Here is a 26,986-nt window from a genome sequence, read left to right as displayed (position 1 = left end):
AATTCTCACCACCAGCGATGAAAATGATGTACAGGCCCAAAACCACTACCAACTTCTAAGCTATCCGCTTGCTCTAGCGCCCCTTGCAAATAAGCTTTTGCTTCCACAACTGTTTGTTGCCAATCCTCAAAACGCGGCCTCAGTGCAGCTAATGCAGCAGATAATGTGCATCCCGTACCATGGGTATTTTTGGTATCGATACGTACCGATGTGAAGCGCCACTCACCTTCTGGGGTGATCAACCAATCAGGGCTTTGAGAATCGATTAAGTGCCCGCCTTTCATCAAGACACTCTGGCAACCTAATTGCAGTAAACGTTGCCCTTGCTCACGCATTTGTTCTTCCGTTTGTGCCATCGGCTCATCAAGTAATACTGCCGCTTCGGGCAAATTTGGCGTGATCAGCGAAACCATAGGTAAAAGCTCGCGTCTTAGCGTCTCCACCGCATCTGGCAATAATAGCGGATCTCCGCTTTTAGCTACCATCACCGTATCGAGCACCACATAAGGCACGGGTGTTTTTTTCAACGCATTGGCGACAACTTGAACATTGCCTCGATTAGATAACATGCCGATTTTCGCGGCATCAATACGGACATCACTTAAAACAGAGTTCAATTGAGCCGCAACAAAGTCTGAAGGGATATTATGGATGGCTTGAACACCTTGCGTATTTTGTGCCACCAGCGCAGTCATCACACTGGTTCCATACGCACCGAGTGCGGAAAATGTTTTCAGATCTGCTTGAATACCGGCTCCACCAGATGGATCCGTTCCCGCAATCGTTAATGCATTCACTCTCATTAGTGCCCTCTCCATTGTCTTCAGTAAAATAATTGTCTTCAGTAAAACAATTGCCTTTAGAAAGATAATTGACCTTAGTCATATTGCGCTTATTACGTCTTTTTAACTTAATAAAAATCATTAAGTTAATTAAATAACGTCCTTAAATGAATTGTCTCATACACAATGCTAATTACTAGCAGATTATCTATTGTCTTCAATAATTAAATGCGATTGATTTCCATCAAAAATAAATTGGATTTTATAATTAATAATCAAATGGTTATAGCTAATTGATTCATTCTAATATCAAAAAATTGATATCAATATTGAGTTGATTCCTTACAGCAAATTACGATCCCAATACGTCATTATCCTAATTTAACCATTTATTGCTGTCCTATTTAGCTTATCTTTATTAAAATAATTTCCACTACAATTATTACAATTGCGATAATGATGTCATCATTGTCAATGTCTATCATGACTCATCTATCAGATAAAACTAGATTGGATCCACAATGAGAGTTAATAAAAACATACAGTTGGTTGTAGGCGCATCGGCAATTCTGAGCGCTTCAATCTGCATGTCATCGCCTGCATTTGCTGAAGAGCAGTCAGTCGGTTTATGGGATAAATTCACTAATAATGTCAGCACCACTTGGGATTCTGACAAATATGAGCTGTATATCCCGTTCTTCACTTGGCATAACCGTCTTATGTACGATAAAGAAAAAACAGATACCTATAATGAAGAGCCATGGGGCTTTGGTATCGGTAAATATCGTTATGATGAAGATAATGACTGGCATGCACTCTACGCAATGGCATTTATGGATTCCCATAATAAAGTCGAGCCAATCGTGGGTTATGGTTTCCAAAAAATGTGGATCCCGGGCGATCTTGATGGCTTCCGTATGGGTGCGGGATTCACATTAGGTATTACCGCGCGTGAGGAATATAGCTATATTCCACTCCCTGCGCCTCTGCCTTTAGTTTCTATTGAATATGATAAGCTTTCTGTTCAAGCGACCTATATTCCAGGAACATACAATAACGGTAACGTCCTGTTTGCTTGGTTACGTTGGCAGTGGTAAGCGTTTGAACTCATCTCGCTAGAGGCTGATTAACCAAAAAGCCAGCATAAAAAAACCGGTAGATTAAAAATCTTACCGGTTTTTTGTTTTTTATTTATCTGGTCTTTTACTGATTGATAAGACTATAACGCTTTGCTCTCTACACCTTGTTTTTTAGCACCTGAGAATTGATAACCAACCCACAGAACCGCGATCCAAAGAGGCATAATCAGTACAGAAACGCGTAACCCATCCATTGTCAGAATAATAATCAAGATTAGCGACAAGAATGCTAAACACAGATAGTTACCAAACGGATACCAAATACTCTTAAACTTCGTTTCAATACCCTGTTTATTCATCGCGGCTCTAAATTTCAAGTTAGAAACACAAATCATAATCCAGTTTAGCACCAGCGTCGTTACCACTAAGGACATCAGTAATTCAAATGCCTTGCCTTCCATCACGAAGTTAATCAAGATCCCGCCAGAAGTCGCGATACCTGAAACAATCAGCGCCATTACAGGCACGCCGCCTTTATTCACTTTTGCCATAAAGAGCGGTGCGTTACCTTGTTGTGCTAAACCATACAGCATGCGGCTAGTACAGTAAGCACCACTGTTATAAACCGACAGAGCCGCAATCAAAATCACCACGTTCAATGCATTGGCAACGAGTAAATCACCCAGCTCATGGAAAATCAGTACGAAGGGGCTAGTTTTGCCATCCAGTTGCACCCACGGATACAGCGCCAGTAATACCGCCAGTGAGCCGATATAGAAAATTAAGATACGGTAAACCACTTGATTGATGGCTTTTGGAATGCTTTTATCTGGATCTTCCGCTTCTGCCGCGGTGATCCCCACTAATTCCAATCCACCAAATGAGAACATAATAATCGCCAGCGCGACTAATAGCCCATTATAGCCTTTGGCAAAAAAGCCGCCGTATTCCCATAAGTTACTCACTTTGGCTTGAGGGCCGCCATGGCCACTAAACAGTAAGTAACAGCCAAATAAAATCATCGCGATAACCGCAACAACTTTAATTAGCGCAAACCAGAATTCGGTTTCTCCATAAGAGCGAACATTAATCAGGTTAATTGCATTAACCGCAATAAAAAACACCAGTGCCGAAACCCAAATAGGTAACTCAGGCCACCAGTGTTGCATATATTTACCCGCAGCGGTCAGTTCAGTCATCCCCACGAGGATAAACATCACCCAGTAGTTCCAACCCGAGAGGAACCCGGCAAAACCGCCCCAATATTTGAATGCGAAATGGCTAAATGACCCTGCAACAGGCTCTTGAACAATCATTTCACCTAACTGACGCATGATCAGAAAAGCGATAAATCCACACAATGCATACCCAAGTAGTACCGACGGACCTGCCATTTGGATGGTGGTTGCTATCCCTAAAAATAGCCCTGTACCGACAGCGCCCCCCAAGGCAATTAACTGAATATGCCTGTTTTTCAATCCGCGCTTTAGCGTCTGTTGCGCCATATCTTTACCCTTCATCCTCTAGCTTTTTGTTATCGTCCACAGTTGTGATAATCACGCAAGTTTATTTGAATTTTTGCATGAACTCCACTCGCAATTATACAACTGTAAAGCTGGCTTTCTGCCTGTCTTCTAATGTTTCCAAATAATGACAAACTAATATCCTGTAAGACGTTGCAAAATGCAAACTCAAAATGGTAACAAACCCGTCACGCGGCAAACACCGAGTTGAAAATCATCCCCGCCCTGATCGCAGAGATTATTCATCGCCAAGAGGTATAAAAAAGCACAAATAATTACAATGCTGATGATTAATAGCATATTTCGCATAGATAATGGGGTTCTTAATAGTCACATCATCTGGCAATATTAATCGATATTATCGTCTTTAGTTTCGTAAAATGGGCTATTCATCGTTTTCAAGAAAACAATTGTTTATTTTTGCAGCTCTTGATAAATAACTGGCTATTATTGTGTGATTTTTATACATAAATCTGTAATACCGCACAACCAACCTTTGTCATGGTGAAATGAAGTTGTGTATACTTCGGTTACCGTAAAATAAGAATGAATTTGAGATGGCACAAGATAACCACGTAGCACTTGTTAATGCTCTAAGTAAATGGATCGAAGAGCATTTAGGTCGAGTCATCCATTTGGAAGAACTCGCTGCTTATTCTGGGTATTCCCTTTGGCATATGCAAAAAATCTTTAAGGAGGTCACAGGAATCTCCTTAGGAAAATATATCCGTCAGCGCCGACTGGCTGGCGCCGTAAATTTATTAAGAAACAGCAGCCAAAGTATTTTTGATATTGCGTTAGATTTTGGCTTCGGCTCGCAATCTCACTTTACCTATATGTTCCGCAAAGAATATGGCATTACGCCGTTTGATTTTCGTCAAAATGACCAAATTCATTTGGATGTAAAAGAGCCATTACACCTAATCCCGGATGATGAGTGAATTTGTTTTACGCGCATTAACCTGCATTTTTTCAGTTTTAATGCGATAAAACATGGGTATTCTCATCCTTTTTACTGAGCAACTTATCCGTTGCCCTCTTAGATAATTTACATTCTCGATAATCAGAGTAAGGTACGTGTAAAAGTTCTATTTTAGGAGGCATTGATGTCAATCAAACTGGTCGCCATTGATTTAGATGGCACGTTACTCAATTCGCAGCACCAAATTTCTCCCGCAGTGAAAGAAGCCATTACCCGCGCGCACAAACAAGGTGTGCGAATTGTCCTTGCCTCAGGTCGCCCCTATTCTGGCATTTTGCCCTACCTTCAAGAACTTGGATTAGACACCGCCAGTAACTACTGCATCAGTAACAATGGCAGCGTTATCCATCAAGCCAATGATGGCAGCCACCTTTATGAAAACTTGTTAGATTTTGAAGATTATCAATATTTTGCTGAACTAGCTAACAACGTGGGGGTTCATATGCACGCCCTTGCAGACAACACCATGTTCACTGCGAATCGTCATATTAGCCGCTATACCATTCATGATGCCTATTTCACCAATACCCCTTTGGTGTATTGCCCAGTTAACGAAATGGATAGCTCGCTCAGTTTTACCAAAATCATGATTATTGACCATCCCGAGAAACTGGATGTAGGTATCAGCTATATTCCTGAAAATACCTTTGAAAACTACTCGCTGATCAAAACTAGTCCTTATTTCCTCGAAGTTTCGAATAAGGATGCAAGCAAAGGCTCTGCACTAAAAGTGTTATGTGAGAAATTATCTCTCACGCCGGATAAAGTCATGAGCATCGGTGACCAAAATAATGATGTTGCCATGCTACAGTATTCGAGTGTTTCGGTTGCAATGGGAAATGCTGCGCCACATATTCGTGAAATAGTGAAATTTGTCACCGATACCAACGATTGTGATGGCGTTGCTGTCGCAATAAACAAATTTATTTTCTAGTGAGCAGTTAATTTAAAGTTCAAATCTCTAGACCAAAATACAATTTAACTGGATATGCCTAGACATCCCCATTCTGGCATATCCATCTCCTGTCTTTCTCTTAGGGCTATTTTATCCTTTACCTTACTTACTCTTCCAAATTTGATACTATCTGCCTCTTTTAAAAAATTGTCATTCATCTATAAGTACAATAAAACCCACATCACTAACAGGTAGTAAAATGTTTTCGACTAAAGATATGTTAATTCTGGGGATGATGGTATTCGCCTTATTTCTAGGCGCGGGAAATATCATCTTTCCACCGATGGCAGGCTATCAATCAGGGACAGACTGGTTTGATACCTCATTAGGTTTTCTGATCACCGGTGTTCTATTACCCTTCTTAACCTTAGTAACAGTTGCAGTAAAAGGACGTGGTGAAAAGCTTTCTGTTGATTTGCCTAAATGGGTTGCGGTCATTTTCTGGGTTGCACTCTACCTAATTGTCGGCTCCACATTTGCGATGCCAAGGGTGACGAATACCGCATTTGAAATGGGCTTTTTACCATTAGGCTTCGTTGAAAAAAGCACATTTTCTCATCTCACTTTCGCGCTCATTTTTAACTTTACCTCGATGTTCTTCATGTTGAAGCAAGGCACCATGATCAGTGCGATTGGTAAGTTTATGACTCCAGCGTTACTTGTTTTATTAGTGGTAGTGGGGATTGCCGTGGTCATTGACCCGCTTTCTGATATGAATCCCCCTGTTAAACAGTATGCAGAATTTGCCTTCTTTGGCGGCGTAATTGATGGTTACCAAACCATGGATGTACTATCTGCGATGGCGTTTGGCGGGATTGTGGCGCGTGCATTAGCTTCAAAACAGATCACTGAACCACGCCAAGTCGCGACCATCACGATTAAAGCGGGTTTAATTTCAGTGAGCTTACTCGCGGCACTGTATATCTGCCTGTTCTATTTAGGCGCGACCAGTGAACAAGTGGCGAATACAGCCACCAACGGCGGACAGATCTTCTCTCGTTACGTCGATGTCCTGTTTGGTACGGTAGGTACGTGGATCATGTGCGGAATTGTATTACTGGCAAGCATGACCACGTTAGTGGGTGTGACCAGCGCCTGTGCAGATTACTTTGCCACTTTCCATCACCGTTTAAGTTATCGCTTCTGGGTGGTTTTCTTCACGATGCTAACCACTGTCGTGTCCACGTTTGGTCTCGATACTTTATTGCGCGTCACTATTCCGGCTCTGCTGATGATTTATCCTTCATCGGTCACTATCGTCTTCCTGCAATTTGCACGCAAATTTATGGCTGCTCCTAGGGTCACTTATGGGATCACCATTGGCGTAGTTGTACTGATGAGCCTATTCGATACGCTAAATAATATGGAATTATTAAGCACAACAGTAAAAGCAAACCTAATCACCTACTTACCGCTGTTTGAGCAAGGTATGGGTTGGTTAATTCCAGGGATTATCGCGTTTATTATCTCGATGTTTATCGGCAAATTGACCGCGAAAAGCGAGCCTGTTGCTGAGCAAAACTTAGCTTAATCTTGATATTTAAAATCCGAATGTTGGCATATTGCTGACATTCGGCTTTTTATTTTTTAGCGACCTTATTCCAGAAAACTCACAATAATTTCAATTCATAATTTTTCTGATAATCCCCTGAACTTCCGAGCGTTTCCTGTAAGAAATCGAGAAAAGTCGCCACCTTTTTAGGTAAAAACTTCCGGTTTGGATAGACCGCATAAATATGATGCAGCGGCAAGCGATACTCCGGTAACACCGTGACCAATCGCCCAGCGAGAATATCCGGTGCGACAATAAATTGAGGTAGCTGGCAAATACCAAGCCCCTGTAAAGCGGCTTGGTGCAATGCGAGGCTGCTATTTGCCCGAAAATTCCCCGTCGGGGTAAATCGAACTTTCTTTCCCTGATAGGTAAACAACCATGTTTGCCCTGCTTGGAAATAGCTGTATAAAAGGCAGTTATGCTCAGCGAGTTCATCAAGATTATTCGGGTTTCCATGTTCCTCAAGCCATTTCGGGGAAGCACACAAAACACTATGGCAAGGTGATAACGTTCGAGAAATTAACGAAGAATCCTGTAATTCGCCTATCCGCACTGCCATATCAAAGCCATCACCCACTAAATCCACCAGCTTATCGTCAAACACGATCTCTGCATGTAATTGTGGCCAGCGTTTCAAAAACTCGGGAAGCAGTGCGGTTAAGTGCAAATGACCAAATACCATTGGAGCGCTGATTTTTAATGTTCCATCGACCGAACCACTGTAACGAGAGAGCATTTCATTGCCCTCGTTAATCGCTTGATGGGCTTTTTTCAGGTAGGAATAGTAAAGCTCACCCGCTTCTGTCAGTTGCAGGTGGCGAGTTGAGCGTGTAATTAAACGGATCCCCGTTTGCGCTTCTAACGCTATCAACTTTTTGCTCACCGCCGATTTTGTCATATGCAGTGATTCTGCTGCTTTTGTCAGGCTTCCCTGCTCGACAATAGCGATAAAAATAGGGAGTAGCGTGTAATCAACATTCATTATTGTCAACTTAATAGAAACACAGTTTTTCCTTTATAACGGTTTTTCTCATCATCGACAATCCCTATACTTCGCAAATCATTCACCCCGAATTAATCAATATGAAAAAAGAGATTTTACTTTCGCTGATCGCCGTGTGTTCCGGTGTTTTACTCACATTGATGATCATGAGTAATAGCTATTTATCTACTTTTACCTCGCCACTACAAGCCTCTTGGTTGACTCACGGAATAGGTAGCATGGTTGCTTTGCTGATCTGGTTGATGGTCAAAGGTCGATTGGGAAAAACACAAAGAAACCACAAAATTCCCCGCTGGAGCTATCTCGGTGGGATCCCTGGTGCCTTTACAGTGTTACTCGCCGCGATCACAGTCAACAGCCCTCTTTCACTTTCAGGTTCCATTGTATTGATGCTAACAGGGCAAATAGTGGCAGGGCTACTCATTGACCATATAGGATTTTTAGGGTTAGCCAAACGAAAAGTAACGCTAAAGGATGGAATTACGGTGTTGCTACTACTGATTGGCTCAACATTCATCATTCTGGGGAAATAATCTATGTTACTGTTTTTTATTATGATCGCACTGTCTAATGGAATTTGTATTATTCTGAGCCGAAGCATTAATGGAGGGCTATCTCAAGTCACCAATGCTTTTTATGCCTCTTTAATTAATCATGTTGTGGGATTTTTATTATTAAGCATGATTATTTGGTTCGCCCAAGACTCATTTAACATTACCTTTGAAAACATTCCTCTCATTGCGTTTACAGGAGGCGTCATTGGTGCTTGCTTTGTCATCATAAACAGCTATGTTTTGCCATTACTTGGCGCCACACTAACCACTATTTTCGCTATTAGTGGTCAAGTACTTTCCAGCGTCATTATCGATGCTGTTCAACATGGCTTACCAGAACATTGGGTATTGCAGCTACTTGGTGTGATTTTTATCCTCGGCGCTATTAGTGTTCGTTACACGCCCAAACATAACTCAGCGCCTTGTCGCAATAAAACAGGTGATTGACCCTATGGTTACCATCAAGACACCTTGCCAGAACCCCAGTGTTAATGCGGTGCTCAATAACATTGAAGAAAACGCTGTAGAGATAACAGGAGTGAAATAGGACAATGTCCCGAGAAAAGCCACATTGCCTTTAATGATTGCCACTGTCCAAAGTGCATTCGCCCCGCCAGTTGCAATAGCAGTGACAAATAACAAACTGATGCTATTCACATTGATATTAAATGGCGCTGGCGTCGAAAAGATAAATAAGATCCACAATCCGACCGATGTCATGATAAAAAACAGCACCATACCATTGCAGCCATTCGACATTCGTTTCGTAATATTGCTATAGAAAGCCCACAATAATGCACCAACAAAGGCTAAGCCGTAGCTCAGTGGGTTACTTTGAATATTTGAAAGAATCGCATTCAGGGACAAAGGTTGATCCCCTGAGATAACCCACAATAAGCCTGCAAACGCTAAAATAAGCCCAATAATCAGTAATAGGCTAAAACGCTGCCGATTAAATAAAACCGCTAACGCAATTGTGAAGCTCGGCCATAAATAATTCACCATACCCAACTCAATGGCTTGCTGACGAGTATTGGCAAGCCCTAGAGCTAAAATAAAGCAAATTTCATAGCTAACAAATAAAAATGCCCCCCAGAACAAATAACGTCTAGGGAAAAGATGAATTTTCGGCAATCCCATTACAATAACCAAAACTAGGCTCCCTATCGAATAGATAAGAGCCGCACCACCAATAGGGCCAAAGTTTTCGCTCGTACTGCGAACAAGCCCTACCATCGTGCTCCACAATAATATGGACACGACCCCGTAAAATGTTGCTGCGTATCGCCCGAGTTTCATCTTCCTGATCAACACCTTATTTCATATTTATCTTGGTTATTATTTTCCTCCAAAACCTTACGCTCTAAAGACAATAAAGCAAGTTTTTTATATTTATTAACCAGAGAATGAATAATAAAAAAGGCGCTTAGAAATAAATCCAAGCGCCTTACATTTCTATTAATTTTCAACTGAGGTCAATGCAGTCAACAGCGATCAGCAGCTGCAAAATTAATGGGCTTCGTTCTTAACCCACTGCTCAACCGACTCCTTTTCCCAAATTCCTTCATTGAGCTGCTTTTTCAGCTCTGGATGATCATTAATATCAAATGTTGGAATTTTGCCCGCACCTAACTGTTGGTTGTAATCTTTCGCGAGTTTAAATGCCACACCGGACAACAAGAGGATGGCAATCAAGTTTGTAACTGCCATTAAGCCCATCGAAATATCCGCAAGTTTCCAAATCAGTGGCATTTCACCGAGCGCCCCGAACATCACCATTCCCAATGTCGCTAAGCGGAAAATAAATAGCCCTGCGGTATGATTATTTTCCAAGAAAATCATATTGCTTTCTGCATAAGCATAGTTGGCAATGATGGATGTAAAGGCAAAAAAGAAAATTGCAATCGCAACGAAGATACTTCCCCAGCTGCCCACCGCAGAAGATAAAGCTAGCTGAGTCAGCTCAATACCATTGATTTTACCCACCGGGCCATCTAACACGCCAGAAGCCAAAATAATAATGGCTGTAGCGCTACAGATCACTATGGTATCCATGAATACTCCCAACATTTGGACATAGCCTTGGGAGGCTGGGTGTGGTGGATAAGGTGACGCAGATGCCGCTGCATTTGGCGCAGACCCCATTCCGGCTTCATTCGAGAATAATCCCCGCTGAATGCCTTGCGTCATCGCTTGAGCGATACCATAACCAATTGCACCGCCTGCGGCTTCCTGTAAACCAAAGGCGCTACGGAAAATCAGCATAAAGACATCAGGTAAGCGCTCAATATTTTGACCGACGACCCAGAAAGCCAGTACTAAATAAGCAATAGCCATGATTGGCACAACAAATTCGGCAACTTTAGCAATTGATCTTAATCCACCAAAAATAATGATGCCACTGAGGATCACTAAGGTAATTCCAACATAGAGTGGGTTAAAATCAAATGCCACAGCAGTTGCTTGTGCAATGGAGTTCGCTTGAACTGCATTAAAAACCAAACCAAATGCAATAATTAAGAAGATGGAGAACAATACACCCATCCAGCGCTGTTTTAAGCCTTTCTCCATGTAATAAGAAGGTCCGCCGCGATAGCTACCTTGGTCATCTTTGGTTTTATAAAGCTGCGCTAATGTGCATTCAACAAATGATGTCGCCATTCCTAATAATGCAACGACCCACATCCAGAATATAGCGCCAGGGCCGCCTGCCGTAATCGCGATAGCAACACCCGTTAGATTTCCAGTACCGACTCGTGCCGCTAGGCTGGTACATAGTGCTTGGAATGAAGAAATACCTGAGCTGTCCGATTGAGTGCTATTTTTCAGTACTCCGAACATGTGACCAAAATGCCTAAACTGAATAAATTTAGATCGTATTGTAAAATATAAGCCGGCTCCCAGTAATAAATAAATTAATAACGAGCCCCAAATAAGATTGCTGATTGAGTTTATAAATTCTATCAAATTATGCTCCTTTTATTATATCCACTAATAGATGTATTAGTTGGTGAGTTATTTAGCTCCATATTATTTAAGTAATTAAACAAATAAAAATATAAACCATGATGGTTTATCATGAATAATCAATGTTATTAAACAAGACCCATGAATTATATTTTTTTTACTTTCTCTGTAAATTTTTTTCTGAACATCAGCCTATTTAATACTTAAGACAGCGAATAATCATGCAAGCCAGAGTAAAAAAGTGAAATAAAATAATTATTAAAACAAAGTGATACACCAGATTGATTAATTTAAGAACGATCTCAATCAATTGATTAAAAACATGATAATTTTTAACCAGAATTTACTATTATAAGTAAAAAATCATTAAATTTAATTAAGTGAACGCGTATTTGGTTAAATGGTATTTAATTATTTTTTAAATTGAATAACTAATTGCTAAATTTTAATGATTACTCCTTTGAATAATCATTGATGATAAATATTAAATATAGTTTGATACGTCTTCATTGAATTATATTTTAAATCTACCACTCAAACCTATTTCAGAGTAGAATAATCGTTTTGCAATCATCATAATAAGATTATTGCTAATGTTTTATGATACCAATACACTTATCGCTAATTTGCTTTCTACATCAAAGGGTAATATATGGAAATCCACATCAAAGTTTCTGACGATTTAGTCTCAACGCTCTCTGAAAAATCCTACGACGCGTTCACAGCTGAATTGCATGCCAGAGTTTTAGAAGTATACCCAGGTAGCAACCTTTTTATTACACATGACAGTGGTGCAACCACCTTCAATACCAAAGGCTTCCATGATGATAAAGAAGCCCATATCGTTCTCCATGAACTGGTTGAAGATGTTTTCCATCATGGTCACTGGTTAAAAGCATAATACTCTAGCTCTATTTTCCAGCCTCCAGCGATAACCGCTAGGCTGGAACTCATCCCTCTCGCCCTTTCACCTATTTCAAACCCTGATCAAGATCATAGTTAATAATGATGTTAGTCGACTTTGTATAAAAGTCCTTTTCTTTTAAGCGCTATATGGTAATGTATATAACGAATTTTCATTTACATTGCTTTTGCTAATTTATAGCAGCCAGTATTTATTACTGGCTTTTTTTATGGGAAAAATGTAGGCGAACGCCTGAATTGGATACGCAGCTATACCGTAAATACTCTAAATAGAATTACTGTGATTTTTCACACAATGACACAATGGCAGTGCGTAGTTCTGGTGTATCACTGGTGATCAATTGATGATGTTCAGAGAATTTTCCATCTTGAACACTGACGCTAGCAACAAACGGTAACTTATCACCTTGCTCACTAGTTTGATAAAAACCACAGACTCGGTAGCTTTCACCTTCTTTAAATTCGCTTTTCAGGACAATTTTGACATCCTCAAAAGTCAGAGGACTACCTGAACTTAGCTTATTCTCGATAAGCTTTTCAGCTTGCTTGGTGACATCGCTATCACCGATCGTTGTATAAAACTGATAAGCAAATGCACCTAACGCCAACAATATAACTATCAGTAGCTTGCTTTTTATACGTTTCAATCTCAAATCCTTCTCATACTACACTTATGGGCTTATCGATTATGTTAACACCTTTACCCCATCAATAATAAGTATCTCGATATTCATGCCGCACAAAAAGTTCCATTTAATTGACAAAATAAAAATAAATTTATTTTACACTTAACATTTTATAGCTTATATAATATTGAATTATTGCCATTCGAACACTACCAATATTTATTTAACAATTTTTTATCAGTATGAAGAAATAATGAATAACTGTGTTTTAAATATGAAACTTCCCTATATTTAAGTAAATAAGATTGAAATAAAAAAACACAGTGGCAAGCTGATAATAAATAAAGAGGAGAATCAAAATGAAAAATTTAAAATCACTTATTTTAGTCGGCAGCTTATTAGCGGTGAGTTTCTCTACATTTGCTTATCACGGTAATGGTTATCACCGAAATGGCAATGGAACTTGGTGTAACGGATCCAATCAATCTCAGTATGACAGACCCTGTGATGGTACTTACCGTGGGCAATATATGGGACGCCATCAAGGAATGATGCAATACTCAACGGCTGTACAAACCGCTCAGCCAGAAGAAGCGTTAAAGAAAATTACAGCGGAAGTACCAAAGGGTGAGAATAACAAGAAATATATGGTGAAAGTGGCAGTGATTGAAATTTCACCTAGCTTAGCGACACAAGAAGCTCAATAAATTTCACTCTGAATCATAATAGCCAGTAATATCTTTAATAATGCTGGCTATTACGTATTAACTAAAAGTTAGCTATTTATACCTATTGGTAAATACCCTTGCCATAATGGTTGATATTTATCTCCATTCTTATTTTTATTTAGGTGAATATAATATTCACCAATTTTTTGTAGCAATAAACAATCATCAACATCTTTTAAATTATCTTTATGCTGTTGCTGACTGTTCACTAAGAGCTGGCTAATTGCTTTTTGTTTAGCTTCTTGGGCATTTTTTGCCACAAAGAGATCAAACTCATGCAGCTCCGCAAGTGTTGATGAAATATATCCACCTACATTAATAAAATAGAGTTTGTATTCACTTTCTGATGGTTCTTTGCTCAAACTGATGTCGAACCCATCTGCCCAATTGATATCTGCATACCCATCCACATGAATTTTATCTTTATCCCCAAACCAAGCATCGCGCAATAGTGGCCAAGCTTCTTCTGGTGTGTTGACTGCCGCAAACTGAATATCGTGCACCTCAATATTGGATTTTCCGGCATTACCACCAACATAAAACATAAATAGTTTCATTATTCTCTCTCTGTGATTAGTTATCGTTATGTATGATAATATACAACCATATCAATTCAATGTGCAATAATTAACACCACTCCCAAAAATTAAAACTAATCAAAATTACTATTTATAATCAATCAATTAGAGCAGTTTAAAAATTATCTCCGTTTCAAACCAGCCTTTTGAAATATAACAAAATGAATAAAAAATCACTTTAACTATATATTTATTTACAACTGAATTATTTCGAGTAATCTAATCACACAAGATAAATATATTTCAGGGACTCATTATGGATCGTCGTTCTTTTCTAAAATCAAGCTCACTTATTGCTGGTGGCTTAGCACTAAATTCAGTTTTAAATCAAGCAAGTGCAAATACTAGCGCACTTGTTAAACCAAATGCCCAACATCCTTTATTACTCAATTTCAATGAGAACTCATTGGGAATGTCACCCAGTGCACAAAAAGCGGTTATTGAAGCTTTACCCGGTTCATTCCGTTACCCTGATGACGCACGCTCTGAGCTTATTGGTAATATTGGCACACTGCATAGTCTAGACAGCAAAAATGTGACCCTCGGAAATGGTTCGTCAGAAACCATTCAGGCGGCTGTCGCCATGCTCGCAAATAAAGCAAGAAAAGATGGCATAAAAATTCAACTTATCACTCCAGATCCAACATTTAACTATGCTGAACTTTATGCTCTCCCACTCGGTGTAGAAATAACTAAAGTTCCCTTAAAATCGGACTTGAGTTTTGACCTGAAAAAAATGGAGCAAATCGCCAATGATTACGATGGTTTATCCATTATCTATATCTGTAATCCAAACAACCCAACGGCGATGATAACTCCGCATAGCCCACTCGATAACTGGATGAAAAAAGTTTCAGATAAACAGTTTTTTATTGTTGATGAAGCTTACGCGGAATTTGTTGAAGATCCACAGTTTGTAAGCGCAATTGGATTAGTCAAAGCAGGACAAAAAAACCTAATAGTGACACGGACTTTCTCGAAAATTTACGCATTAGCAGGCCTGCGAGTGGGGTACGGCATTGCAACCCCTGAAATCATTGAAGCGGTCGATGAATTTATCTCGATTGATAACACCAATACTGCGGGTGCTGTCGCTGCCATTGCATCATTGAAAGATAAGAAATTCCTGGAATATAGCCTTAAATCTAACAATCTTTCACGTAAAATCGTTGAAACTGCGCTTAATGAATTAGGCTTAGAGTATGCGCCATCACAAGCTAACTTTATTTTCCACAAAGTAAAAGGTGATGTGAAAACTTATAAACAGCGTATGAAAGAGGCCAATATTATGGTTGGCAGAGAATTTCCACCTGTTATGGGTTGGAACCGCTTAACCTTAGGTACCCCGCAAGAAATGGAGCAGTTCGTTGCGGTACTTAAAGAGTTTCGTCAAAAAGGTTGGGTGTAAGTAAAAATCCCATTATTTATTAAGCATCTTCTACTTTCTATAAAGTAGAAGATGCTGTTCACTAAAAAGGACCTTTAAAAATAAAAAATGCGCCTGCAAAAATAAGAATAAAGCCAATGATATGGTTTATTGTAAAACTCTCACCTAGATAAAGCACAGAAAACCCAGCGAATACGCATAACGTAATCACTTCTTGCATCGTCTTCAATTCAGCGGCGCTGTAATATTGGTGTCCTAAGCGATTTGCAGGTACCGCAAAACAGTATTCTACAAATGCAATCAACCAACTAAAGAATATGACTATATATAATGGCTTATTCGTAAATTTTAAATGTCCATACCAAGCGAACATCATAAATACATTGGAAATAACCAATAAGATAACAGGATAGAATTTTGCTAGCATGATAAGCCAATGGCGAGTTCAAATATGCATATATTATGCGAATAACACCCCTTAATTTCAATCATCTTCCCATACTTGTTCATGATTGCTTTCACATATAACCAGCCAAATAGCTTGCATTATTTCCCAACATGGAAATTAAATGTACTTATTGGTACGCTTTTTTATTTACTTTAATCTTACAGCGACTACAATGACCTCAATTAATGTATGTATAGGTACACTTTATGACGGATTTTATTACTGCAAACCAAAAGGCATGGGATAAACAAGCGGCATCTCAACAACCTTGGTCTACTCCGGTTGATAGCCAAACAATTGAAGAAGCAAAAAAAGGAAATTGGGAAATTCATCTAACGCCAACCCCATTAAATAAAGCTTGGCTTGGTGACGTAAAAGGGAAAAAAATTCTCTGTTTAGCTTCTGCGGGTGGGCAGCAAGCGCCAATATTGGCTGCTGTGGGCGCTATCGTGACAGTATTTGATTTGTCAGAAAAACAGTTAGCGCAAGATAGTATGGTGGCTAAGCGGGATAATTTAGCACTGACAACAGTTCAAGGTGATATGCGTTATCTCCCTATGTTTGAAGACAATTCATTTGATATTATTTTTCACCCAATTTCAAACTTATACATTCCCGATGTTAATCCTGTATGGCAAGAATGCTTTCGGGTACTTAAACCGCAAGGTCGATTGCTCTCAAGCTTTTTTAACCCTGTCGTATTTGTTGATGATAGAGATAAAAGTCCTACTGAAAATACAATTATTCGACCACGATATACCATGCCGTTTTCAGAATTAGATAACTTATCTCAGGAACAGGTGGCGTCAAAACAAGCAAAGCAAGAAGCGTTTGTCTTTGGTCATTCACTGACGGACTTAATTGGTGGGCAAATACAGGCGGGCTTTAACATTGCAGGTTTTCAAGAAGATTGGCAGCCAAATCCTCGTTTTGTTATCGATAATTTCTTGCCAACATTCCTAGCCACATTGGCAATAAAACCATGAAATCATAAGGCAGAGTTGATAATACAAAGATCAATCTGCCTTTTAATTATTATGATTTATTACTCTCGATTGCAATAACGTTCCCAGATAGGGTCAAATTGTTCAACAGGAACAATATCATCAACTTTTTCCACTAGTGGAATAGAAACCACTGTTTTACCTTCTTTGTTTTTATGTAAACGAACAATAAATCGTTTATATCCGTAAGGTAAACCATCTTCAAACCCAAAAACTTCACCACAATAGTAGCCAGTCTCATCGCCCTCTTCATTCTGATTCAGAACATGATATTTCACATTTTTGTATGTTGCGGCTGATGGATATACCAGAAAATCTTCAACGGCGCTTTTGACTTTACTCTCTGCGTCCATCTCTGTATCTGAAGAAACTTCTGTCATCACACCTGCTATGTAGGAACAGCCCGCGACTAATAATACTACAAGGACTCTTAGTAACATTTTTCTCTATAGAATGGCGAATTAGAACACACTAAGTATTATTATAAATCGTCTAAAAAATAATTCGAGTACAAATCTAACACAGAAATGTTGTATAAAAATTTAAGTGCTGAAAAACGCATATTTCATTCAATTTACACAATAAAGGAGTTAGAACAATAAATTTCACTGAGTAAGCTGCCAGAAATACACTAAAACAGCTGCAGCGACTATCCAAATCAACGTCGCTAAACTTAAACAAATCCACGGTGTTAATTTGGTTGCAAAGACATAAACAGTGATTAAATACATTGCATAAGGGATTAGTGACCATAAACCAAATAATGCTGTTTTTCTTAATGCCTCCGCACCTTGCTCCTGAACCACGATCACATGGGCAATTAATGCAAAAGTAGGAAACAAAGGAACCAATCCCGCAATATAATAAATTTTGCTACGCGAGAGAATCGCAATAACTAAAACAGCGAGTGCACCAAACAAGCATTTTACCAATAACGAAATCATAGCAAACTCAATAGGGTTAAGAGTATTTGTACTGATTATCACTCTAAAGCACCCACATTGACTAGTTCACTTTCATAAACAACCCTTTCCCGATCACATATTTAAACATGTGATTTTTTACACCCTATATGTTTATCGATGGTTGAATATTTTTTGCCATTATTCTGATATAACCTCTTTGTATAATGAAACAACTAAAGAGATAAAAATGACAATAAAAATTTCTGTACTCGTTGATAACAACACCCTGATTGACAGTTATTTTTGTGGCGAACCCGCAGTTTGCTACCACATTGAAGCTGACGGTAAAAAAATCCTATTTGATACTGGCTATTCCGATGTTTTCATTAACAATGCCAATATCCTCAATATCGACCTTGCTCAAATTACTGACCTCGTTTTATCCCATGGTCATAATGACCACACATGGGGAATTAATCACCTTATTCAATATTTAGATCGCCGAAATGTTGAATCCCAGCAATCCAAAAAATTGATTTATCATCCGGATGCTTTGCAACCTAAAAGTTATGACTCAAAAGTTATTGGCGCGAATACCCCTAAGAATGTTTTAACCGCCTACTTTGATACAGTTGAAACTAAAGGTTCTTACTCTGTTTCTGAGAATGTCATTTTCTTAGGTGAGATCCCACGAAATAACACGTTTGAAGGAAAAGAGCCGGTAGGTAAAACTATCGATGAACATAATAACAGTGTTGATGATTATGTACTGGATGACAGCGCCCTTGCGATTAAAACCTCCGAGGGGCTGATTGTTATTACGGGATGCTCACACTCTGGGATCTGTAACATTGTCGAGCATGCTAAGCGAGTCACTAAAATAGACAAAATTGTGACTGTCATCGGCGGATTTCATTTACAAAAAGCGTCCGATGAGCTGTTACACCAAACCAGTGAGTATTTTAAAAAACAGAATTTATTGCAGATCCACCCATGCCATTGCACGGACTTAGCTGCTAAAATTCATTTGGCAAAACACGCCCCTGTACAAGAAGTTGGAACCGGTATGCAACTCACTTATCCTGCATAAAATAACACTTAATCATGTAGCTAATTACAATAACCCCTATATTAGCTACATGGCTTCATGTTGATTGCCTTTATAAATATATTTATGTTCTAGAACCCAAATCATTATCGTGTTTTGAGCCTGATAACATTCTCGTCAGCTCTTCACATCGAATAATTTTTCCATCCATCAAATGAAAGCAAGCAAATACTTCAAATTCACTCACCGTGCCCTCTTTTTTTATTGCTTTCGCAATATGTTGCGTATGAACACAATTTTCACCTTCTGCAATTGACTTAATTTCTATCGTAATGCTCTCGGTGGCTTCTTTTAAAACCTGCATATGCGAGTAGAACTCAGAAAAATTAATCATTTTTCCGTCAACTACTTGCACATAATCCGATGAGAAGAATTGCTTAATTATAGCTAACTCTCCAATTTGTTTACCAAGAACCGCTTTTAATGCCTGCTCCACAAATACCATCTTATTCATGACTATTTCCCAATATAATATTAATTTTACATTTCTTAATGCTATATTCGGTCAAATCACATGACTTTCAATCACTCTGTCTTTTATTGGATAAAAATAATTCTTATTTACATTACGTAAATCTATCCATCTAATTCTTATCATCAAAATAAACTTATTGAATTTCATAAGTAAAAAGACTACAACATAGAGTAATAGAAAAAGAATTCTTTTAAGGAATAACATGAAACTGTTTAAATCTATTTGGCAGTTTTTTGGTGTTTATCAAACGCCCGCGATTCGCTTAACTCATTGCATGATATTTTTATTGGTCATTGGGCAAATTATCATCAGCAATTGGATGTCTGTCAGTAAAAGTGGCGTAATCCCAACAAGTGGTCTTGCGTATTATTTTACTTGGCTACACATTATCATTGGGTTTTGTTTATTATTTTTAGCGGCCATTCTCATTTTTGTCTGTCTCTCAAATCGAGGATTTAGATATTTCTATCCTTATTTATGGGGGGATCTCACTCAGATAAAAAACGATATCACAAGCTTATTTAATTTAAAGCTTCCTGACAGCTCACCTAAAGGGTTAGCAACAAGTGTCCAAGGGCTTGGACTGGGTGCATTGGCGCTAGTTATCCTTTCTGGTGTAACTTGGTTTATTTTATGGTGGCAAAACTCATCATTAGCCCCTGAAGCAAGAAATATTCATAAAACACTCACAGGACTAATCGAAGCTTATATTGTGGGACATGGTCTTATGGGCTTATTGCATTTTATCCTATGGAGAAAAACACCCCATTGACCTACAACTAATAGAATGAAGCATCCGTCGTACTATGTTTCTTCAATGTAATTTGCTTTCCATCCGAAATAAGTGTCAATACAAATTGGCACTTATGCGACACGCCCTGCTGGTTATACTCACATTGAGTATCAACAGTTAGCACAGACTGATCGAGCACTTTAACTTCTAGAATAAGATCATACGGCTTAGTTTCATCACTCGTATACCTTACGGAAATCTCTGAAAACAATTTATTATCATTGTAATAGGAAACATTGTATGAGCGATTGTTTTCATCATAGTGGAACGCACTGAGCTTAGTTTTAGGTTCCGCGACCCATGAGCTATTAATGAAACCATCGGCATTATACTGGTAGGTTAATTTACCATCGGAGTCTTTTTTAGATAGAATTAAACAATTATTTCCAATTTCCATTTCTACTGGTCCATTAGAATCTTGACCAATCAATTTATTTTTCTCACGTTTAACAGAAAGCTCATTATGTACACTGTTAATATACTCATCTTTTGTACGAGTCATGCTAAAGCTTTCAATACAGCCATCCTTTGCTATTTTCAAATCTGACTCATAGTTTATAGAACCATCTTCATTATAAACGACAGATTTAACATGCTTAACATTGCCTTTTACTGGATTAAAATCATACAGTTGAGCCATATTAAAAACAACCGGGTTATATTTATCCATAGGGACTGCACCGGCCTGAAATGGTAAAAAAAATGTTGTTATGCTGGAAGCCAGTGATAAGAACTTAATATTCATGCTGTCCTCTAATTTTTATATTTATTCTGATAGTTAAATTACTATTTATTTTAATGAAATTGAAATTTTATACGTAAAAACACCACCAGAAGGATGCGCCTAATTTTACTGTGCTTACGTTTAAAGTTAAAGGTTAAAGGTTAAAGGTTAAAGGTTAAAGGTTAGATTACCTCACTGAGCTCAAGAAATTTAGAGCTTAGATGCACTACCATACAAATACTCTCGGTCATACTATCTTTATCTCTAACATAAAACTATTTTCATTTAAGTCATACATTTTTAAAATAAGAAAAAACCAGCACAATCTTTTAGCAAAGTGAAATAAGCTGCTAGAATTAATGTAAAGTTGCGCAAGTATGCCTGTTTTTAACAGATTATCTCATGGGAGATGGATTAATTTATTGAGAGTTATCTTACTGTTATCTTGAAATATACAGATAATGCTGATTTACACAAATTTAAGTTCTACCTATACTCACCACTCAATTTTTCGTCAAGGAATAAACATGAATTGGTATTTAGAAGTCATCAAAAATAACTATGCTAATTTCGAAGGTCGTGCTAGACGTAAAGAGTATTGGATGTTTACTCTTATTAACATGATCATCATTATGGTTCTATATGCATTGATCATTTCATCTGTTGATTACACAACAGGCGAAATGGGTGGATTAGGAATGATCGCTGGAATTTTATTAGGGATCTATGCGTTAGCCACTATCGTCCCTTCCATTGCTGTATCTGTACGTCGCTTACATGATACTGAAAAATCAGGCTGGTGGTATTTAATCTCATTTATCCCATTTGGTGCGATCGTTTTGCTCGTCTTCATGTGCTTAGAGGGTACTAAAGGCGACAACCGTTTTGGCGCAGATCCAAAAGCATAAAAATAGTGCCCCTTATTATGTAAGGGGCTTATTTAACTACCCTTTTAAATTCTCTTCAAAATATCTTTAATCTATTTGCTTCAATACATTGTCCGCTAGTAAAACACTGTTTCCGTAATACTTCTTTTCGGTAACTTTATTGTTTTTCCATTTGATACGATTGTGAGTATAAAGTTGCATTTGTGTGCAATATTTTGCTCGTCATAATCACATTTAGAATCAACAACTAAGATTGGCAAACCAAGTGCCTTAATTTCCATTTGAAGATCAAATGGCTTAGTTATGTCTTTGCCGTAACTAATGATACTTTCAGAGAAAACAACATTATCTTTATAATATTTTATCGTCTCAGGAAGGTTATTCTCGTTATATGTGTTTTCACTGTATTGAACTTTAGGTTCTGCACTCATTGAGCCGATAATTATTCCATCATTATTGTACTGATATATTAACTTTCCATTGCTATCAGTTCTTGAAATAATCAAACAATTCTCTGCCACTTCCATTTCAACAGGTCCATTTGCATCTGAACCCACTAATTTATTTTTTTCTCGCTTGACTGAAAGCCAGTTAGCAATGCTATTTAAATACTCATCTTTTTTTTGTTTCATCGTGAAACTATCAACACAACCATCACGACCAACCTTTAATGCAGACTGATAATTAATGGTTTCATCCTCATTATAAACAAAGGTATTCAGTTCTTTGATATTGCCTTTAACTGGATTAAAATCATAGAGTTGAGCAAAATTAAAAACGATCGGGTTATACTCATTTTTTTGAAATGCAGCAGATTGAAAAGAGACAGTAAATAATGCCAATTGAACAATTGAAGCTAAGTATTTGTTATTCATATAATTCCATACCTCAGAATTGCTAATTTGCTGTGTTCTAAACTTTATAACGATTCTTTTCTAATTTTTATTTACATCATTAATTTCACTACAAATAATTCTTATCATATTAACATTTATCAAACTAACTTCCAGCGCCATTTCTTTATGCAAAAGTAAGTACAAACACTTATTCATTAAATGTCTTCACATTGCATTAAGATAATCTTTAGATAATAGGATTCATACCTATTTGATTGTTTAGAATTAATAAAAGACTGCACTAGGCAGCTGTAAATACAAAGCTAAATACTATTAATTAATATATATTTTAACCCTTTTAAGTTTTCCAAATTTTTTTATGCGACCTATAGTCTAATGTAATTAATTTATGCATTTTTGAGAGAAAAACCCGACGAAAAAAACGGGAGTTTTTAGGCTCCCGTTATTATTCACACTACGTAATAAATTACATGTGTTTAATGATTGCGTCGCCGAACTCGCTACATTTCAGTAATTTAGCGCCTTCTAATTGACGTTCGAAATCGTAAGTTACAGTCTTAGCCGCGATTGCGCCTTCCATACCTTTAACGATTAAGTCTGCCGCTTCAACCCAACCCATGTGGCGCAGCAGTATATCCCCAATTAAACTCTATCGCATTGATTTTACATAAATTTAAACTTTATTTTTTATGGTTTTAAACGATTCAATTATACATATAACCTGTTGATTTATATCGTAATGATAAATAGTTTTGGGGAATGGTTTTTGGTTCAACTAAGATTTGCAATTTTATAATTTACTGCATATAAACACACTGTATATATTAACAGTTAAATGAGAGGTTACATTATGCCACGCATTGAAATTCTCTTTGATAAAGAGTCAAAACAAAACCTTCTGACAAAACTCGTAACGCACTGCAGGAGCAAATCATAAAAAGAATTGGTGACAGGTTCGGCCCATTGAGTTTGCGTATCGCTATGAGTTCATCACAATCACTAACTATTAGCGGCACTAAAACAGATGATGAGAACGAAGAGATAGGTCAAATATTAGAAGAGATCTCGTAAGATGATTATTGGTTACCCAATTAAAATCATTGTACGCCCATGTATCTTATCTGTGTTATCTAACAATTTTACCTAATACAGCTATGATACGAAGCAAAATCTAATTTGATAGCTCAACCGGCTAAAAAATCTGGTATTCTATTTACTGCTATCAATCGATTTTAACTGATGTATTTATATTCAGCGTGCTAATAAAAACTAACAACATTTTCTTGGGCGAGTTACTCTGTATTTAAGTCAGATTGACTCATCGAATAAGCTAATATATTAAGAAAAGGATAGAAATATGGTAGGATTAAATGAAGTGTTTGGGGTTAGCTCAAACCAAATCCGCTCGTATGTTGAACGAGATAATATTGACATCAAATTTAGTAATGCTCTAACCTCCGGAAATCACATTGTAGTATATGGAGCATCTAAACAAGGGAAGACAGCTCTAGTTTCAAGACATTTACCTTATGAAAATAATATTGTTGTTAGACTTACGCCTAATACAAATATATCTGATATTTATTCAAGTATATTGAGGCAGCTAGGGGTGGAAATTGAAACGATAACCCAAGATGAAGAGTCCACCAAAGCCTCAGCAAATATTGGTATAAAAGCCAAAGCAAAAGTACTTCTGTTTGGAGAAGCGGAAGTAAATACATCTAGTACAATAAGTGCTGGAGATAAAAAATCAAAAACGTACGAAACTATCCCGTTTAATTTATCAGTAGCTCAGGATATTTCCGAGCTTCTCCACAAAATTAACTTCAACAAGAAAATTATTTTAGAGAACTTTCATTATCTCGATGAAGAAAAGCAAAGAGAATTATCATTTGATCTAAGAACTTTCCAGGAAACAAATATAATTTTTGTGATCCTTGGCGTTTGGCGAAAAAAAGATAGGCTTAGGTCTTTTTGCTCTGATTTAACAGATAGAGTCGATGATATACCTGTAGAACCGTGGACTGACAGCGACTTTAGAAAAGTAATAGAAAAAGGATGTCAGGAGCTTAATATCACAATTAGTGAAAGTATTATTTTGAAGTTTATCGCCAATTCATTTGGTAGTGTTGGTGTACTTCAGGAGCTTTTAAAAGTCTGTTGTAGAGTTGCTGGCGTTAACCGAAAACATGAGGGGCAGACTCTTCATATAGCATGCGATTCTCTCGCTGAAGAGGCGTTAGAAGAGAAATGCAATGAATACCGAGAAACTCACCAGCAATCTTTAGAACTACTGGCTTCTGGTAATATTACTCACTCAAAAGGTAAGGAGAAAGCACCTCTCCACCTGCCATACTATTTGGTAAGAGTCATAGCACAGAAAGGATATAATGGTATTGTTGGAGGACTATCCAGAGCCGATATTACTGATGGAATTAAATCAGTACATCATAGAGCCGGGGATGTTAGACCTAGTGACATAAGTAACCTTCTTCACAATATATCACATCTACAATTTAAGAAAAAACTAACCCCCCCTTTACTCGACTATGATCAAGGAAAAAAGCTTCTTTTTGCCATTGATTCGACATTCTTCTTTTTTCTCAAGAATAGCAATCTTGTAGAGTTTGAAGAGGAGTTGCCATCACCATTAGAATAGTCATGCATTGAAGAGTGCACTATTTGTTACTCTAGTATTTGAGCTGCTAACTCTCGTTCCTTGCTCAGAGCAGGCTGGTAGGCTTTGTGATATCCTACCTAGGAAATTTATGTGCAAGTCTGGACTAATATATCTAATTTGATGAGAAGCCGCTTTTTACAGCGGCTTATATTTGAATCTTAAAATTCCAAATTATGCTATTCTATACCACCCCATCAACATAATATAAGCATTCGTTATATTGATGGATGTACCACCACCTTTATTTCCTGTGGTTCCCGACACTGTGTGAGTGTGAGCGCCATTATTAGACGTTTCACCAGTCCAACCTTTTGATGCCTGAAAAGTCCATAATCCACCAGCATCATCTCCACCACCATAACTGGTCCCAGCATTCCAATTCGTTCGGGTAGTAAATGCACCATTTAATGTGTTGTTTTGATTACCACCTCGCCTTACCGCAGCAAACTGCCCATTAATCTCCATGGTTCCTCTGTTATGAGTATGGCCACCAGTATTATTCGTGGTAGCAGAGAAACTATGGTTATGAGCTGGAATTTGTGCTTCTGTCAATGTGACTGAGTCAGAACCACCTGTAGATAAGACATTATTACCACTCGAACTAGCTAATCGAATGGTTTTATTTTCACCAATATATTGCCATTTTGTATTAGGGAATAAAGTATTGGGATTCTTGTTCTGCGCGAACCAAACAACAATTCCCACTGGATAAATAGTATTGAGGTTAACCGCGTTTTGTAAGGCATCAGTAACGGCTTTTTGGCTCATTACATTGACTGTTGAACTCCCTGTTCCCTGAGCTACATTACTTGTATTAAGTTTAGTATTTAATCCGTTGGTTAGTGCCGTATTCGTTGCATAGTCCCCAGCTGGCGCATAATTGCCTTTTGGCTGGTATCGACCATCGCCCTCTGCTTTCGTGTAACTATCACCTTTCATTGCGTAGTTAGCAGCAGGAGCATAGTTGCCTTTCGGTTGATATTTAGTATCAGATTCTGATTTTGAGTAGCTATATCCTGCAGCCTGATAATTCCCCAAAGGCTGGTATCGCTTATCCGACTCCGTCTTGTTATAAACGTTGATGTCGCCAGCGGTTAAGTCCGCTTTTAATTCAGCCCACTGAGCACCAGCAACAGGCTCTATTTCATTATTCTCAACTTTGGACTGCCACACTTTGTTTTTGTGATAAACAATAGCTCTAATAGGATAAGGCTTACCCTCTTCAGCCCATTTAGGAAAGCCGTAATTTTGAATTTCGCCTACAGCCTCTGTGATATCGTGAAATATCCCGTTCATTTTTTCACGTTCGATATCTTTAGCAGCAGGGTCTGATACTTGATCGCGCTCATAATCATATCCATAGCCTTGCGTGTAAGACACGGCGCCATCAGCTTGCACTTCATTAGGAATAGAAGTTCGATCCCCTTGTGTTGCAAAGGGGACTTTAAAAATTTTAGTCATT

General features: G+C 38.0%; 30 protein-coding genes and 1 pseudogene. 15 read left to right on the top strand and 16 right to left on the bottom strand.

Annotated elements, in window-relative coordinates:
* Positions 1-5: 5 nt before the first annotated feature.
* Positions 6-803, bottom strand: coding sequence for a bifunctional hydroxymethylpyrimidine kinase/phosphomethylpyrimidine kinase (thiD, locus tag GKR71_RS16630; protein WP_036953175.1), 798 nt, complete (start codon positions 801-803; stop codon positions 6-8).
* Positions 804-1,303: 500 nt separating this feature from the next.
* Here thiD and pagP point away from each other — a divergent pair, with 500 nt between their 5' ends.
* Positions 1,304-1,879, top strand: coding sequence for a lipid IV(A) palmitoyltransferase PagP (gene pagP, locus GKR71_RS16625; RefSeq protein WP_036953173.1), 576 nt, complete (start codon positions 1,304-1,306; stop codon positions 1,877-1,879).
* Positions 1,880-2,001: 122 nt separating this feature from the next.
* Here pagP and GKR71_RS16620 read toward each other — a convergent pair whose 3' ends face one another.
* Together GKR71_RS16620 and mgrB are read right to left on the bottom strand one after the other, a co-directional pair.
* Positions 2,002-3,366, bottom strand: coding sequence for an amino acid permease (locus tag GKR71_RS16620; protein WP_154634600.1), 1,365 nt, complete (start codon positions 3,364-3,366; stop codon positions 2,002-2,004).
* A 186-nt stretch (positions 3,367-3,552) separates the two neighbouring features.
* On the bottom strand, positions 3,553-3,684 hold the full coding sequence (gene mgrB / locus GKR71_RS20140; RefSeq protein WP_255425017.1) for a PhoP/PhoQ regulator MgrB: 132 nt from the start codon (positions 3,682-3,684) through the stop codon (positions 3,553-3,555).
* A gap of 257 nt (positions 3,685-3,941) precedes the next feature.
* Here mgrB and GKR71_RS16610 point away from each other — a divergent pair, with 257 nt between their 5' ends.
* From GKR71_RS16610 to brnQ, 3 genes are all read left to right on the top strand, one after another.
* Positions 3,942-4,325 (top strand): helix-turn-helix domain-containing protein, encoded by a 384-nt coding sequence (locus GKR71_RS16610; protein WP_036953169.1) that lies wholly within the window; start codon positions 3,942-3,944, stop codon positions 4,323-4,325.
* Between the two features lie 165 nt (positions 4,326-4,490).
* Positions 4,491-5,300: a sugar-phosphatase gene (gene yidA / locus GKR71_RS16605; RefSeq protein WP_154634599.1), complete on the top strand. Its 810-nt coding sequence runs from the start codon at positions 4,491-4,493 to the stop codon at positions 5,298-5,300.
* Between the two features lie 220 nt (positions 5,301-5,520).
* Positions 5,521-6,852, top strand: coding sequence for a branched-chain amino acid transport system II carrier protein (gene brnQ, locus GKR71_RS16600; protein ID WP_154634598.1), 1,332 nt, complete (start codon positions 5,521-5,523; stop codon positions 6,850-6,852).
* A gap of 79 nt (positions 6,853-6,931) precedes the next feature.
* On the opposite strand, the gene GKR71_RS16595 is transcribed toward brnQ, so the two are convergent.
* Positions 6,932-7,858, bottom strand: coding sequence for a LysR family transcriptional regulator (locus GKR71_RS16595; protein ID WP_154609552.1), 927 nt, complete (start codon positions 7,856-7,858; stop codon positions 6,932-6,934).
* A gap of 101 nt (positions 7,859-7,959) precedes the next feature.
* Here GKR71_RS16595 and GKR71_RS16590 point away from each other — a divergent pair, with 101 nt between their 5' ends.
* Together GKR71_RS16590 and GKR71_RS16585 are read left to right on the top strand one after the other, a co-directional pair.
* On the top strand, positions 7,960-8,412 hold the full coding sequence (locus GKR71_RS16590) for a DMT family transporter (RefSeq protein ID WP_036953162.1): 453 nt from the start codon (positions 7,960-7,962) through the stop codon (positions 8,410-8,412).
* A gap of 3 nt (positions 8,413-8,415) precedes the next feature.
* Complete coding sequence (locus GKR71_RS16585; protein ID WP_036953160.1) at positions 8,416-8,880, top strand: DMT family transporter; 465 nt, start codon at positions 8,416-8,418, stop codon at positions 8,878-8,880.
* Here GKR71_RS16585 and yddG read toward each other — a convergent pair.
* Together yddG and GKR71_RS16575 are read right to left on the bottom strand one after the other, a co-directional pair.
* Positions 8,848-9,732 (bottom strand): aromatic amino acid DMT transporter YddG, encoded by an 885-nt coding sequence (yddG, locus tag GKR71_RS16580; protein ID WP_154609554.1) that lies wholly within the window; start codon positions 9,730-9,732, stop codon positions 8,848-8,850. The genes GKR71_RS16585 and yddG overlap by 33 nt on opposite strands.
* A 210-nt stretch (positions 9,733-9,942) precedes the next feature.
* Positions 9,943-11,400 carry an alanine/glycine:cation symporter family protein gene (locus GKR71_RS16575; RefSeq protein ID WP_154634597.1) on the bottom strand — a complete coding sequence of 486 codons (1,458 nt, stop codon included), beginning with the start codon at positions 11,398-11,400 and terminating at the stop codon, positions 9,943-9,945.
* A 652-nt stretch (positions 11,401-12,052) separates the two neighbouring features.
* Between GKR71_RS16575 and GKR71_RS16570 the strand changes: the two genes are divergently transcribed.
* A complete protein-coding gene (locus GKR71_RS16570; RefSeq protein ID WP_036953155.1) occupies positions 12,053-12,301 on the top strand; it encodes a DinI-like family protein in 249 nt (82 codons plus the stop codon).
* A gap of 298 nt (positions 12,302-12,599) precedes the next feature.
* On the opposite strand, the gene GKR71_RS16565 is transcribed toward GKR71_RS16570, so the two are convergent.
* Complete coding sequence (locus tag GKR71_RS16565; protein ID WP_108478019.1) at positions 12,600-12,971, bottom strand: hypothetical protein; 372 nt, start codon at positions 12,969-12,971, stop codon at positions 12,600-12,602.
* Between the two features lie 338 nt (positions 12,972-13,309).
* On the opposite strand from GKR71_RS16565, the gene GKR71_RS16560 reads away from it, so the two are divergent.
* On the top strand, positions 13,310-13,657 hold the full coding sequence (locus GKR71_RS16560) for a hypothetical protein (protein ID WP_036953152.1): 348 nt from the start codon (positions 13,310-13,312) through the stop codon (positions 13,655-13,657).
* A gap of 68 nt (positions 13,658-13,725) precedes the next feature.
* On the opposite strand, the gene GKR71_RS16555 is transcribed toward GKR71_RS16560, so the two are convergent.
* Positions 13,726-14,235, bottom strand: coding sequence for a DUF1543 domain-containing protein (locus GKR71_RS16555; RefSeq protein ID WP_108478017.1), 510 nt, complete (start codon positions 14,233-14,235; stop codon positions 13,726-13,728).
* Positions 14,236-14,512: 277 nt separating this feature from the next.
* Here GKR71_RS16555 and GKR71_RS16550 point away from each other — a divergent pair, with 277 nt between their 5' ends.
* Positions 14,513-15,664 (top strand): pyridoxal phosphate-dependent aminotransferase, encoded by a 1,152-nt coding sequence (locus GKR71_RS16550; RefSeq protein WP_154599182.1) that lies wholly within the window; start codon positions 14,513-14,515, stop codon positions 15,662-15,664.
* 61 nt (positions 15,665-15,725) lie between these two features.
* Here the strand turns inward: GKR71_RS16550 and GKR71_RS16545 are convergent, their stop codons facing one another.
* Complete coding sequence (locus GKR71_RS16545) at positions 15,726-16,070, bottom strand: DMT family protein (protein ID WP_036953148.1); 345 nt, start codon at positions 16,068-16,070, stop codon at positions 15,726-15,728.
* Positions 16,071-16,297: 227 nt separating this feature from the next.
* Between GKR71_RS16545 and GKR71_RS16540 the strand changes: the two genes are divergently transcribed.
* Positions 16,298-17,077 carry a class I SAM-dependent methyltransferase gene (locus GKR71_RS16540; RefSeq protein ID WP_036953147.1) on the top strand — a complete coding sequence of 260 codons (780 nt, stop codon included), beginning with the start codon at positions 16,298-16,300 and terminating at the stop codon, positions 17,075-17,077.
* Positions 17,078-17,136: 59 nt separating this feature from the next.
* Here GKR71_RS16540 and GKR71_RS16535 read toward each other — a convergent pair whose 3' ends face one another.
* Both GKR71_RS16535 and GKR71_RS16530 read right to left on the bottom strand, forming a co-directional pair.
* Complete coding sequence (locus GKR71_RS16535; protein WP_036953146.1) at positions 17,137-17,535, bottom strand: hypothetical protein; 399 nt, start codon at positions 17,533-17,535, stop codon at positions 17,137-17,139.
* A 165-nt stretch (positions 17,536-17,700) separates the two neighbouring features.
* Complete coding sequence (locus GKR71_RS16530; protein WP_036953145.1) at positions 17,701-18,039, bottom strand: GlpM family protein; 339 nt, start codon at positions 18,037-18,039, stop codon at positions 17,701-17,703.
* Positions 18,040-18,247: 208 nt separating this feature from the next.
* Here GKR71_RS16530 and GKR71_RS16525 point away from each other — a divergent pair, with 208 nt between their 5' ends.
* The gene (locus GKR71_RS16525; protein WP_154634596.1) at positions 18,248-19,090 is read left to right on the top strand and encodes an MBL fold metallo-hydrolase; all 843 of its coding nucleotides are present in this window, start codon (positions 18,248-18,250) and stop codon (positions 19,088-19,090) included.
* A gap of 82 nt (positions 19,091-19,172) precedes the next feature.
* Here the strand turns inward: GKR71_RS16525 and GKR71_RS16520 are convergent, their stop codons facing one another.
* Positions 19,173-19,562: a nuclear transport factor 2 family protein gene (locus GKR71_RS16520; RefSeq protein WP_036953143.1), complete on the bottom strand. Its 390-nt coding sequence runs from the start codon at positions 19,560-19,562 to the stop codon at positions 19,173-19,175.
* A 223-nt stretch (positions 19,563-19,785) separates the two neighbouring features.
* On the opposite strand from GKR71_RS16520, the gene GKR71_RS16515 reads away from it, so the two are divergent.
* A complete protein-coding gene (locus GKR71_RS16515; protein ID WP_108478015.1) occupies positions 19,786-20,355 on the top strand; it encodes a cytochrome b/b6 domain-containing protein in 570 nt (189 codons plus the stop codon).
* 7 nt (positions 20,356-20,362) lie between these two features.
* Here GKR71_RS16515 and GKR71_RS16510 read toward each other — a convergent pair whose 3' ends face one another.
* Positions 20,363-21,121 carry a YnfC family lipoprotein gene (locus GKR71_RS16510; RefSeq protein ID WP_036953140.1) on the bottom strand — a complete coding sequence of 253 codons (759 nt, stop codon included), beginning with the start codon at positions 21,119-21,121 and terminating at the stop codon, positions 20,363-20,365.
* A gap of 506 nt (positions 21,122-21,627) precedes the next feature.
* Between GKR71_RS16510 and GKR71_RS16505 the strand changes: the two genes are divergently transcribed.
* The gene (locus GKR71_RS16505; protein WP_036953139.1) at positions 21,628-22,008 is read left to right on the top strand and encodes a DUF805 domain-containing protein; all 381 of its coding nucleotides are present in this window, start codon (positions 21,628-21,630) and stop codon (positions 22,006-22,008) included.
* A 95-nt stretch (positions 22,009-22,103) separates the two neighbouring features.
* Here the strand turns inward: GKR71_RS16505 and GKR71_RS16500 are convergent, their stop codons facing one another.
* Together GKR71_RS16500 and GKR71_RS16495 are read right to left on the bottom strand one after the other, a co-directional pair.
* Complete coding sequence (locus GKR71_RS16500) at positions 22,104-22,862, bottom strand: YnfC family lipoprotein (RefSeq protein WP_036953138.1); 759 nt, start codon at positions 22,860-22,862, stop codon at positions 22,104-22,106.
* A 448-nt stretch (positions 22,863-23,310) separates the two neighbouring features.
* A pseudogene (locus tag GKR71_RS16495) lies at positions 23,311-23,475 on the bottom strand (NADP-dependent isocitrate dehydrogenase); the annotation flags it as partial.
* A gap of 287 nt (positions 23,476-23,762) precedes the next feature.
* Between GKR71_RS16495 and GKR71_RS20100 the strand changes: the two are divergent.
* Positions 23,763-23,915, top strand: coding sequence for a DinI-like family protein (locus tag GKR71_RS20100; protein WP_336431412.1), 153 nt, complete (start codon positions 23,763-23,765; stop codon positions 23,913-23,915).
* A 286-nt stretch (positions 23,916-24,201) separates the two neighbouring features.
* The gene (locus GKR71_RS16485; protein ID WP_154634595.1) at positions 24,202-25,503 is read left to right on the top strand and encodes a hypothetical protein; all 1,302 of its coding nucleotides are present in this window, start codon (positions 24,202-24,204) and stop codon (positions 25,501-25,503) included.
* Between the two features lie 192 nt (positions 25,504-25,695).
* Here the strand turns inward: GKR71_RS16485 and GKR71_RS16480 are convergent, their stop codons facing one another.
* Positions 25,696-26,985, bottom strand: a complete 1,290-nt coding sequence (locus tag GKR71_RS16480) for a phage baseplate protein (RefSeq protein WP_154634594.1) — start codon at positions 26,983-26,985, stop codon at positions 25,696-25,698.
* Position 26,986: the final 1 nt, after the last annotated feature.

The organism is Providencia sp. wls1922 (assembly GCF_009706505.1).
Classification (GTDB): Bacteria; Pseudomonadota; Gammaproteobacteria; order Enterobacterales; family Enterobacteriaceae; genus Providencia; species Providencia lanzhouensis.
Note: the sequence above shows the minus strand (reverse complement) of the source record. Positions and strands in the feature narration are given on the sequence as shown.